We start from the raw sequence: 12691 nt of genomic DNA, 5'->3' as shown, positions 1-12691 counted from the left end.
TGCATTTACCTCCATGCATAGACAGCAGAGCCTCTCCATCAAGATGGAGTCCAGCTCCCTGTTGGGTTGATTGTTTACTATCGTTTTCATTCTTCTCTCATTTTCATAACACAACGGCTGAGTCAATCGAGGTGACAATACCGTCTCGAAGGTTTTCGCGGTCAAAAGCAGTAATCACAGTTCGGTTCTCGACTGAAATGACCAGAGCAGCGTCATCGATTAACACCAGCGTCTCTTTGGAACCTTTTGAACTGGCTCGATCAACAGCATCGCCAACACGAGCCAGGCTATCTTCCGAAAGTTCGATTCCTCGCGAGAACAGTCGCTGCCGGGCATGCTTCGAAAATGACAACTGCCGGGAGTCGGCAAGTTCACTGGAGAACATCTCCTTAAATGAGGTTTCTCCGGATTCGGGGGCGGCTGGTGACTTACCGCGCTTGGCAATCTCAATTAGATCAACCGGGCGCTGGTAATGCGAAATCTGAATTGGCTGACTGGTTTCCATAGTTACTTCTCCAACGACACATCCATGTCGGTCAGTTTATTGTCCACCTTCTCCGAAGGACCCTTCCTGGCCAATTGTGGCCACGTCCCCGAACGGTATGTCCACACCATCAACTCGGAAATAGGCCGTTCCGTCACGATAAGTTACCGCTTCCACCAAGCCGGTCAGTTTCATGGACGGCCGGAAAGTATCCCCAGTGGCCGAGGTGCCGACTACCTGGACGTTATATTGGCCGGACGCAACGCGGTTACCGGCTTCATCGCGACCATCCCATTCGTACGTGTGTTTACCGGGACTTACCCCGGATTCGCTGAGGGTTGCCACCACTTCACCGTTGGCGCCTGTAATGACAATCTGCAACTCGTCCGCATATTGATCGCTGGTGAAGGATATCTTCGGTGAGCTTGAGCCGTCGAAATACACGCCGTCGTAGTTGGCCTGGACTTCCTTGCCGATTATTCCAGCCGCCATGACGTTATTGATCGACTGCATCTGGAGGAAATCCCACTGGTTCGATTCGGCGATTCCGGTGGCGATATTGGACATCTGCTCCAATGATGAGAACTGCGCCAATTGGGCGATGAAGTCTGCGTCTTCCATTGGATTGAGCGGGTCCTGGTTTTGCATCTGGGCGATCATCAGCTTAAGGAAATCATCCTTACCAAGCTGGTCGACGCTAGTGGCAGTCTGAGAACTGGTTGCTCCCGGGAATATACCTGCTGTGGTTGGTGTAACTTGTGTCATATCATTCTCCTAAGCCAGCAGGTTAACTCCGCCTGAGCCGACGTATGAAGGTTCGGGTGGAGGCATTATCGAATTCTGCTCTGCTACGTTTTCCAGTTCATCTTCAATCGAGAACGGTCGTCCGGAGCGCGACCCCGGTGCCGCCCGATGTTGCTGTCTGAACAGCTGCTCACGGGTGTCCCGGCTATCGACATTGACATCAATACGGTCGACCTGAACGTCAGCTTTATCCAAAGCGGTGAGGAGGCGATCAAGCGATCCCTCAACCGCCATCTTAGCCTGGGTAGTGTCAACGACCACGACGGCTCGCAGCCGATTGTTGTGAAGGTGCAGGCTCAGTTTGGCCGGCCCGAGGTTGTGTGGCTCAATGAGCAGTCGTATTGACTGACCGTTTGGTTTCATTTTCGACTGCAAGTTCTCAGGGAGAACAAACCTGACCGGCTGAAGATCAACCTTCTCGCGGGGCAGAGTCAGTTCAGTAGACGTGCGCGTGAATAACGGCAGAATATCCGAAGACTCATCAGCCTGTCCGCCGATTGTCGATGACAGTGTGTTGGCTGTGTCGCCCGTCAGAAACTTGTCAGACTTCAATAGTTCGTGGGGGAGACCATGATTACCTGGCAATACTGGACGGGTGGTCATCTCGACCGGTCTTGCAACCAATCCAACTCGATTCGGAATGATGGCATTCGTTTCAGACTGTTCCGCTTTGGCAGACATCAGCCGGTTGTCATCCTTACCAGTCGTATCAATTTTACGGAGCGCATATCGGGGCAGGTTGGCTTTAATGACCAGTTCCTGCCCCGTATTCTGCGCAATAATCTTGATATTTATCTCTCGTTCACCCGTAGGGATAACCGGTTTTTCGGATGACTCATGGGTGGGTGCAAGGTGTACTTCCTTGATATCATACTGGGACAGTAGATTAGTTAAGCTAGGTTGGCCTGATCCCTTAAGGACTACGCGAGGTTGATTTTCATTGGAGACTGACGACGCAACGGTATTCAGACCTGTTAATTTTTCAAGCGGGATCGAGATGCGTACCGTCGAGTCGGGTTGCTTGGGTTGTGCCACATCAAGATGCAACGTCTGGCCTTCAGTGAACCAACTCCGTACCTGATATTTTCCGGACGGGAGTTGTGATTCATCACCGCCGAGGTTCAGCTTGGTCAGTTCGGGTAGAGTCACGGCTGATTTTGGAAGAACCCTGAATGGTTCATTTTGTTCAATGGCGACGCCAGCACTTTCGGCCCCAACACCGGGAAGAGTCTGGATGATATCGCCTGAATTGGAAATGATATCGTCCGAGTTCGGGATCATATTCCCGGAATGTTGGATCATATCCTCGGAATTGGAGACGATATTGCCCGAGTTCGGGATCATATTCCCGGAATGTTGGATCATATCCTCGGAATTGGAGATGATATCGCCCGAGTTCGGGATCATGTTCCCGGGATGTTGGATCATATTCCGGGGATTGGAGACGATATCCACCAAGTTGGGGATGGTATCTTTGCTACCAGTCGATTCTTCAGTAGGGACGAGCAAGTCAATCGAAACATTTTCCTGGGGACGAATATCAATCTGACTGCTCGGAACCTCAGCGGGCCGAGCTATGTCCAGTTCGTTGGCTAAGTCTGGTGACAACGCAGGAGAAAGGTTCTTAATTGATGCGACAGAAGCCGCCTTGATCTCACCGTCAGGACTCTCAGAAGTGAGGCCAGCGAGATCGAATGTCTTCTTTGTCTCTGTTTGCGGAGATAGGAGTTGATCCAATACGACGTCAAATCTACCCACAAGTGGCGTAACATCAAGCGGTGTTGTTGCGAGCAGTGTAGCCGCCAGCGGTGCATCTTCACCAAGCAAGCCCAACAGAGGCGATCCGGTTCCGGTCGCGTTGTCGAGCAGCTGATTGTCACCGAGTAGCTGATTGCCGCCGAGCAACTGGTTGCCGCCGAGCAACTGGTTGCCACCGAGCAGTTGGTTGCCACCGAGCAGCTGATTGCCACCGAGGAGGATGTTTAAGATGTTGACGTCGGTCGTATTCATTTCACTATTTTCCGGCGATTGTGATCATCTGTTTGGACAATTTGGCTGCGCGTTTGGAGGGCAACAGTTGCAGTACCGCCGATGCGTTTTTTGCTTTCATGCGTGGGAGGAGCGACACGACGGTCTCGTCGTCAAGATTGGCCATCAGTCGCGCCACCGCACGGGCGTCCATTCCATCATAGAGTTTAGCCAGGGAATTAACCCGCATTGATTCCGCTTGTTCTATACGAACTATCTTGCTGGTTACTTCGCGATCAAGGCGACTGAGTTCCTTTTGACGGGAATCCAGATCGGCCTGGAGTTTTTTAAGTTTACTCTTTTCCTGTTCCAGCCAGTTGACAGCCTCAATCGAGTCCTCGACTGACATGACGATTTTCTCTTCATCCATTTCGCCAGCATCGGGTTCCCAGTCAAGTGCAGCCAGGTTCTCTGTGATTTGGGCCAGCACATCTGGGTCGAACTCACCATCAAAGAGACTATCAAACATCGCCTCTTCATCGTCTTCCCCTGGCTTTGCATTCGAATTGGCCTGGGCTTCAGCGCGTGAATCCGGCTCGGCGTTTTCCGGGTCCTGAGCCTGCTCGCCACCAAGAAACATCATGGCTACAATAACGCTACCTGCCACCAGCACCACAGCCCCTACACCAATGATAAGGTACTTGATCAGTCCACTCTTCTTCGGTGCGGCGGTTTCTTCCGTAACGTCCGACGGCTGGGCTTGGTCTTTTTTCTCTTCAGATTCCGACACTTGTTTACTCCGTGTAGAGCTATTATTCCACAGTCCCCTTGAGCAAGGTCCGTGCCGCATTCTCTGAGATCGTCGTAACGTGATGGTACAGTGATGTTTGTGTAGTGAGGGTAGGGCTGATGTATATCGCTGAAGCGCGATATATTGAAATCTTTTCCGAGTGGAGATGGAAAAACGGGGTCGCTAATGCCGGCTGGAGCAGTAGAGTGACTGGCGTGCTTCTATCAGATCAAGTCACATTCCAAATAGTCTTCTCGCACATCGCGTATCTTCACCCGCACTAGTTCCCGCCCCGTTTCGACTCCGGGCGGAAGTTTGACTCGCAGGTAGTTGTCAGATACAGCGAAATGATTGCCGTCGCCACCTGCTTTGTGCTCGGAGATAACTTCCAATATCCGGCCCGTATGGCGTTGTCTTGCCCTGGCCAGATTCCGGTCAGATATTTCGCTCAGAACAAGGCTACGGTTGCGAATCGTCTCTGGCTTCACTTTGTCGGGCAGTTCAACGGCGACTGTGCCCGGACGGTCACTATAGCTGAAGACATGTAGATAGTCGATCATGCCGGACTCGCACAGGTTGCGGGTGCGATCAAAATCCTCTTCGGTTTCGCCGGGAAAACCAACGATGACATCGGCTCCGATCAGAGTGCTAGGCGATGCCTGTCGGATGGCTGAGACGCGATCAATGAATTTTGCCTCATTATATGGACGCCGCATCAGTTTGAGAATCCTATCAGATCCCGACTGAAGCGGCAAATGCAGATGACGGCACATTCTCCCGTCAGAGTTGGCCAGCAGCGTCAAGAGATCGTCTGTCACAGCTTGGGGTTCGATTGATGACAATCGCAGGCGGACAGAATCAGAGTGGTCAATAATAAGTCGGCAGAGCGAAGCGAGATCGCCTACCATTGGTTTTCGGTTTCTATCCCGGTAGTATCCGATATTGACTCCGGTAAGCACGATTTCTCGGAAACCCTGCCCAGCAACCCCCCCGATTTCATCAACAATCTCATCGGCTTGCCGATTGACCAGTGGTCCTCGCACTTTTGTCACCAGACAGAAAGTACATTTTTGGTTGCAACCATCTGAAATCTTTATCCAGGCGCGATTGCGGTGGTGAGTCTCAGGAGCAGCCGCATCATCCCCTTTCTCCGAGATTCCGGCAAACAGGTCTGGAAGCCTCTTTTGAAGAATAGATATAATGTTGTCTTTTTCACTGTTATCAATGAGAGCATTCACTCCGTCCATAGCGGCCAATCGCTCCCGTTCATGTTCGACGTAACAGCCAACCACTACAATGTAGCCCGCTGGATTATCACGGTGGGCGCGGCGAATGAGGTAGCGGCAGTCGGAATCGGCCCGATGCGTGACTGTACAAGTGTTGATTAGTGTCAGGTCGACCGGTTCATACGGGGCAGCTCGGTGGAATCCGCAGGCAAACAAACTGGCACCAATTTTTTCTGTCTCATATTGGTTCAATCGGCAACCGACCGTTTTAAGCCGGACTGTCTTGTGTGCGCGTGTACTCATAACCTGATAATATAGTTAATCGCCGGTCAGTGTGCTGAGAAAAGTTGGACTAGATCCCGGGAAAGATGACGGAGCAACAGCGTTTTGTTGATGATTTTTGTTCGTAATTCTGTATTCTTAAACAGAACGAAGTCGACAATAGTAAGATATAAATAAGTTTGGTGAACGAAATAACATACAAATACGGGAGATTTGAAAAATGAAGAGAGTAACAGTTTTCGCACTTGTGGCTCTATTGTTAGTCAGCATCTTGGGCTGTGGCTGGAGCAAGAAGAACCAGGGTGCTGCAATTGGAGCAGGTACTGGGGCGGTAATCGGGGGCGTAATCGGCGACAAGGCCGGTAATACAGCAGTTGGGGCTATCCTTGGAGCAGTTATCGGTGGTGCGGCTGGCGCATATATCGGTAATTACATGGATAAGCAGGCTGAGGAAATCGAACGCGACCTGGAAGGAGCAACTGTCGAGCGTGTTGGCGAAGGCATCAAGATTACTTTTGATTCTGGGATTCTATTTGATATCGATGCTTCCGGCCTGAGACAGGTGGCCAGAAATAATCTAGCCAATCTGGCGACAATTCTCAACAAGTACGAGGATACTGAAGTATTGGTGGAGGGCCACACCGATGCCACCGGTAGTGAGGATCATAACCTGGACCTTTCACTTCGCCGTGCGCAGTCGGTAGCCAACTATATGGCCGGGCTGGGAGTAATGTCGGGCCGCTTCCGTATGATGGGTTATGGTGAGGATCAACCAATCATGTCTAACGATACTCAGGAGGGAAGACAGGCAAACCGCCGGGTCGAGATCGCGATCTTTGCCAACGACAAGCTGAAGGGTGTGGCAGAGAAGAAAACTGAGGGATAATTACCCAATCGGATTCATGGTCCTGGAATCATAGATCGATTTACCTAGAACCAGATCAACATTGTAATGGCAGGAGTTATCGCTCCTGCCATTTTTTTCATTATTCGATTTACTCCGACAACGGTCCACTTTTACTGACAGACCCTGTCAGTCGCCTTGAATATGCTGTGTGAAGGCTAACGAACCTACATGGAGGTTGAAGTGGAACACAGTATTGCCATTAGAGATACCGGAATCACAGTTACCCGAGTGTTGGAGGATATTGCCCAGGGCTTCGCATTTCATCAGATTGTGGAACGTCATCCCAAGTTAACGATCAGTGACATTATGGCTTCGGCGAAATTCGCCGCTGACCTGATCGCCCAGCATGTGAAGGCAGAGGACATTATTGAGATTAACGGGGCCATTATACTCCGGGCGAACAATAGCCGAATTGTGAACCTGGCGGAAATTCGTAAGGAATACCCTCGGGCTTACGAGAAATGGGAGCCAAACGAGGACAATGAGTTAGCCTCGTTGTTCAAGAGCAGGCTTCCCTTTGAGGACATGTCAAAAGCCTTGAAACGCCAGCCGGGCGCTGTTCGCTCGCGGCTCGTACATCTGGGATTGATCGGTCGGAGATGACCTTCATCCGTTCTTGAGGTAAGTTTGTAAAGAGTGCTTCCTCACTTGCTCGAACCTATGTCGTCTCAAGTCACTAAGGGTGGGATACCGCATGCACTAAGGCATGATGTTTGTAAGTGGTTGTCAATGAAAAGTTTGAAGAAATAATAGCGGTGCAGGGACTTGAACCCCGGAATCAATAGGGGTCCATTTGTCAATGTTTTGTAGTGCAGCCATTTACGCCGTAATACGCTGAGTAGCACAAACATACGTCATTGCTGTATCTTGCTCTGTTTTGATAACTTTTGACGGGTTTTGAGTGGGTTGTGTCACAATTTCGTCACAATTCAACAAAACGTGGACAGTTATATACACGGACTTGAGACAAATGTTCAAGTTACCATTATCAGCGACAGAGGATGGAATGTCGTGCATACCCGGTTTACCCCGACCCAGGTGTTCTGATCTGGCGGTTATAGAACAGGTATTAGAAATCGTCTGTGCCCATTGACTCTGACAAGATAGTCATACAGGAGCCAAGAGAACGGCCACTCCTCTGTGTAAGAAATGGCCGTTGTCTATTTTACGGAACTGTTACTGTCGCTTATTTGATCAGCACCATCTTCTTCGTCTCGACAAAGTTGCCCGCGGTAAGCCTATAGAAGTAGACACCGCTCGCCACCGATGAGCCGTCCCATGTAAATGAATGGACTCCCGCCTTAAGGCCACCGTCATAGATAGTAGATACCTCCTGCCCGAGCATATTGAAAACTTCGAGTCTAACCCTCGACGCCTGAGGAAGAGTAAATGTAATCTCAGTTACAGGGTTGAACGGGTTGGGGTAGTTCTGAGAAAGTGTATAGACTGTCGGTAGGCTTGATTCTAATCCCTGCTTATAGGTAATGTCGGGAGTAAGTGGATCAATCCAACTTGCAGGTATTGTTTGCCCCTCATTGATCATTTCAGCGATATCCTTGGCCATCTCATCATTTTCCGGATAGCTGTCTGTGATTAAGCTGTTGCAATATGTGATCGCCTGGGAGAGTGTGAGGGAATCCTCACTAACAGGATGCCACTGAGCTATTTTGCCCGAGACCATATTAAGCAAAAGAGCTGTCAGGTGAGCTCTTGCCTTCTCGTTCATGGTTGCTTTCGCTTTTGGTGAAATAGTCGTTCTAAGAGCTTCCAAACGCTGATCGCATTCATCAGTGAAAACCACTTGGAAGACATTGATTTGGTTAAGCCCATGTTCGTTGAAATGTGTGCGGATCAGTTCCATGTAATCACACATATCACCCATTGCTTCTTGTGGATTCCCCTTCCCAGAAAGCAATGCATTCACCTGGTGCATCCAATATCCTCGGCCACGCTGAGCAAGAGGGATTTCAAGTTGAGTTAGCTCAAAATTAACTTCATGAGGTAATCCTCGAACTTTAATTTCCTGCGATTCAGATACAGCTTGATAACCCAATGGAGTAACAATTGAAACCGTATAAATTCCATTATTTAACCCAGCAAATTGATAATAACCTGAATCATTTGATGTCATTGATGACACAAACTCACCAGTTGAATCATACAGTCCAACTGTTACACCCAATAATCCGGTACCGCCTGCTCCGATAGTTCCATTTACCGAACCAGTATCAAGTGTTGAATATAAATAACCATTAGGTGGGATACTTGAGATTGGTTCATTATCAGCATATACTATTGTATCTTCTCCAAAGTAGGCAGTTATAGAATAATGGTCGTCTGGGTTTGCATTTGCCCATGGTACCACTTCTATTTTATACAATCCTTGATCAATCGGATTTTTTATTTTAAGCACTGCGATTGAATCCCCAGGTGAAATCTCATAAGATTCATAAATTGAATTTTCAATTTCGATAATTGAGTTACTTAGAATATTACCATTAGGATCTGTAATTATTAAATCGACTGGAGAACACTTAGTAAATATTAACGAACTTTCATTATCAAAGTCGAATTCAATATTATCAATCCAGATTCTTGAGTCAACCCATCCCCAGTCTGGATCATCTACTTTAAATTCAATTGTTTGTGAAGTTCCTCTTAATAGAACTGGGATGTCTACTCGCCAATATTCCCCAGCGCAAGAGGTTTTGTCTTCTAAGGAAAAGATATAGACATGGTTACTCAGATCCCCGGTCAAAGTAACTTCTAGTAGGTCACCACCACCACTATTTTGTACTCTAGCCCAAAATTCAATTGAAATTGCATTATTAGGTATATATAAAGTATTATGTCTCTTATAAGTATCGCCACGCTCTAATTCTAAGTAATACTTCTTATCTTCTTCATGAATGTTTCCATCTCCACCACCACCTTGAAAACTCCATCCTGGTAATTTTGAATCGCTACCTTCCGTCATTGAGAAATCACCATTGAATATTTTATCTACTCTTAGATTGTTGTCTTCTGCAATCTCAATTCCATTTGTGACTTTATACCAGTCCAAATTACTTCCAGGATAAGATTGATTTATATTAAAGCCAATAGATGACCGCAAATCACCAGGATACCAAATATTAGGTTCAAGAATTGTAATAGCACCATCTATTTCGATGTCAGTATGAGTATCTATTGTTCCATGATACCAAGCATGTACCGCTGAATGATGACCTACTATGCCAGCTCCACTATAAGTAGCTGGATAATTTAATGTTAATCCCCCTGTTAAATCTGCCTTATAACCTATACCAGGATACTCTGACAGCCCATTTAAATAGATATCAATATCTGGACACATTCCTTGTCTGTAATTATCAGCATATATAACATTCTTCCATGCGACAACTCCCCTACCAACAACAGTTTCAGGAGTTAACTCATCAATACCTAAATTCACATCATTGTCTTGTGGATTTATCGGGTCTCCGATACAATCAAAATCATCATCATCAGCAGGGTGTGGGTCTAATGTTGTCATATGAATATCTTCATCTACAAATACAGGCAATTCACCTTTATTTTGATAGTAACCTAGCCTTTGAATTACTTCACTATTAATAACTGCCCCACGGCTATGCCCGATAAAATGGAGTTGCTCTAAAGACCAATAAGGCTCAGTTAAGAAATTATCGACTCCATCTATCAAACAGGCAAACAAAACATCGGCCGCTGCCTCCGCTAGACCAAAAAAAGGACGATCGGACTCCTCCATCCAGTCAAAGACGATAACTTTCTCCCCATTCCCCTCAGCATCCAATCGGTTCTCACCTAACTCGACCGGCATGATTCTGCCGTCTACCACTCTATAGATTATTCCATGGCCGAGCCTTTCTATGATCGCATTGGCCATAGATATTGTCCAACCAGCACCTTCATCCAAGTCATTACTGTTTATGAAATCAAGTATGTATCCATGAGTTATAACTGTTGTACCGTAACTAATCACTGGTTTTATTCGGACCCATTCTGACCACGCTGTTCCTGATCCCGACGAATTTGATGCAACCACTTTGAATTGGCAATTGTCTGTCTCAGGTCCGGTGACTGTCCAATTCCAGGAGAGAGGGAAAACATGGCTGAAGCTAGCGATTGGTTCTGATGGCCAACTGGACCCTCCATCTCTTGATACAAAGATCTCGATCTTATCAGGAAGACCACCTGACAATTCCCAACTGATTGGTCTTGAATCACCAATCGACCAAAGGTCGTCAGATCCAGGTTCGGTGAATTCAACAGTAGGTGGGTTAAGGAAGAAAGAACTGCCCTGCATGACAAAGACCTTTCCAACCTCCTCCTTACCGTCGAAGTTAGCCCAAGTGGCTGCTCCGATTATTTCAGGAAGACCGTCACCGTCAAAATTCGAGAGAACAATCTCATGCACCCCCAAAAAATCCTGAATCACTGATCCAAAGATTATGGCATCACTCTTTTCGGTGGCAAGATCAACGATGGCCGGTAACATGTCGGAGCGCTTGAAAAGAGCAATCTCGCCGCAACGATCTCTTGAGTTGGCTGGTCCATCACCCCCCGGCACTCCGATCATCAACGAGTTCGTTCCGTTGTTTTCATGGTCACCGGCAAAGAACGACCACCCCAAGTGATCCCGGGTGTCCCGCCCATAGATAGCCATATCCACCAGCGATTCCAAAATCGTGTCGGGCAGGCTCCCTGAGTTGTGAATTACCCAGAATTCACCCGCGTTAAATGAATCATCGTACCTGCCATCAGCATATGGAACGCCCACTAAAATATCGCTGCACCCATTGTTGTTTACGTCGACGGCCCTGGAAACACATAGTTTGTCTTCAGCGTCATCACCATAGATTATAACATCAGTGCTGGTTGATAAATCTATATCCGAGGGAAGCGATGGAGAACCATATACAATTCTTATTTCTCCAGCTTCTGCAATATTGTCAAGCGGTCCGTCTCCACCTGAAAATCCAAGCAATAGATCATCAGATCCATCGCAGTTTATGTCTCCCGAACTCAGGCAATTCAAGTAGCGATATTTGGTTCCAGATAACCAGCCAAAACAATCGTCGGTAGCTTCACCCAAAGCCCTCACATCATAATGTGAAGACAGATTTATGGCGTCCGGCCAGGTCGATGAGCCGTAGATTACGTAGTATGCCCCGCAATCAATGATGCCCAAAGCGAGGTTATCTTCCCCCGGAGCATTCATGATGACGTCACCAATATTATCACCATTTATATCGCCAATACTGACAGCGTTCCCTAGTTGGTTACTTGAAACTCCGTAACTGGATGTTGAACCATATATGATGACGTCGGCCGTTGAGGCACTCATAGTAGTCAGTAGAGTAGTTTTACCAAAGACAATATATGCTTCTCCAGTGCCTGAAGTACTGTTATTGAGCCCATCGCCCCAACATGCGCCAATGACAATATCGGCTAATCCATCATTGTTAACATCACCACAGGCAAGAGCTGTTCCGAAGACATCGTTTGCATCCACTCCGTAGATAATTGCGTCCGCTTCTGATGCCAACAACGTGTCACCAGCATAACTCCCGTTCCCATAGAATACATAGACCTCACCCGATCTTGGCGATCCATTGGAAATACCATCGGCATAATCTGCACTCACAATCAAGTCATCATAGCCATCGCCATTCAAGTCTCCGGTGGCTAAGCTTTGTCCGAAACCGTCCCAAGTATCATCCCCGATTATGACCATCCCACTGGCGGTTCTCGCCTGGAGGTCATAATAGAAGTCCGCCGTTCCCTCGGATTGCGCCATTATACCGTCGGATTCACTGGACAATCCAGACATCTCCTCATCGAAAATGAACGCAGCGGGCGAAGGTTCCCCGAATGTTACTGTAGTCGAATCGGCTTGGGCTGGTGACCATAGAATAGCAACCGACGCACACACCATTAGAAGCACAAGAGACTTTTTCATCTTACTCCCCTTAATACAATTTTGTCATTATCTTGGTTTAATCTGTAGCCTTGATCAATACAGCTGACGCCGAGCGCAACGAATGCAGCAGCGATCCGTTTCATGATTCACCCCCAAAGCATAGAGGTATTGAAGTGAGGTTCCGAGTCAAGGATGCGGTGAGGTTTCATCGAAGACACTCCAAACTAAAGTTGTCATTCCAGATCGGTGACACGTAAGACTGTATCGCCATCCTGCTACGGCGTAG

The 12691-nt window shown here is 47.8% G+C and carries 8 protein-coding genes; 2 read left to right on the top strand and 6 right to left on the bottom strand.

From position 1 onward, the window contains the following. Positions 1-103 precede the first annotated feature (103 nt). From KOO62_13085 to mtaB, 5 genes are all read right to left on the bottom strand, one after another. Positions 104-505, bottom strand: coding sequence for a hypothetical protein (locus tag KOO62_13085; GenBank protein ID MBU8934914.1), 402 nt, complete (start codon positions 503-505; stop codon positions 104-106). 36 nt (positions 506-541) lie between these two features. Beyond that, positions 542-1249 (bottom strand): flagellar hook assembly protein FlgD, encoded by a 708-nt coding sequence (locus KOO62_13080; protein ID MBU8934913.1) that lies wholly within the window; start codon positions 1247-1249, stop codon positions 542-544. A gap of 9 nt (positions 1250-1258) precedes the next feature. Next, entirely contained in the window at positions 1259-3298 is a 2040-nt protein-coding gene (locus KOO62_13075) for a flagellar hook-length control protein FliK (GenBank protein ID MBU8934912.1), read from the bottom strand. Between the two features lie 4 nt (positions 3299-3302). After that, a complete protein-coding gene (locus KOO62_13070) occupies positions 3303-4046 on the bottom strand; it encodes a hypothetical protein (GenBank protein MBU8934911.1) in 744 nt (247 codons plus the stop codon). Positions 4047-4270: 224 nt separating this feature from the next. Next, positions 4271-5575: a tRNA (N(6)-L-threonylcarbamoyladenosine(37)-C(2))-methylthiotransferase MtaB gene (gene mtaB / locus KOO62_13065; GenBank protein MBU8934910.1), complete on the bottom strand. Its 1305-nt coding sequence runs from the start codon at positions 5573-5575 to the stop codon at positions 4271-4273. Positions 5576-5774: 199 nt separating this feature from the next. Here mtaB and KOO62_13060 point away from each other — a divergent pair, with 199 nt between their 5' ends. Together KOO62_13060 and KOO62_13055 are read left to right on the top strand one after the other, a co-directional pair. After that, a complete protein-coding gene (locus KOO62_13060; GenBank protein ID MBU8934909.1) occupies positions 5775-6440 on the top strand; it encodes an OmpA family protein in 666 nt (221 codons plus the stop codon). Positions 6441-6641: 201 nt separating this feature from the next. Continuing rightward, positions 6642-7064 carry a DUF433 domain-containing protein gene (locus KOO62_13055; GenBank protein ID MBU8934908.1) on the top strand — a complete coding sequence of 141 codons (423 nt, stop codon included), beginning with the start codon at positions 6642-6644 and terminating at the stop codon, positions 7062-7064. A gap of 583 nt (positions 7065-7647) precedes the next feature. Here the strand turns inward: KOO62_13055 and KOO62_13050 are convergent. Next, positions 7648-12444, bottom strand: a complete 4797-nt coding sequence (locus KOO62_13050) for an FG-GAP repeat protein (protein ID MBU8934907.1) — start codon at positions 12442-12444, stop codon at positions 7648-7650. Positions 12445-12691: the final 247 nt, after the last annotated feature.

It is taken from the genome of Candidatus Zixiibacteriota bacterium, assembly GCA_019038695.1.
Lineage (GTDB): Bacteria > Zixibacteria > MSB-5A5 > GN15 > FEB-12 > B120-G9.
This window is presented reverse-complemented; position numbering and strand designations above follow the sequence as displayed.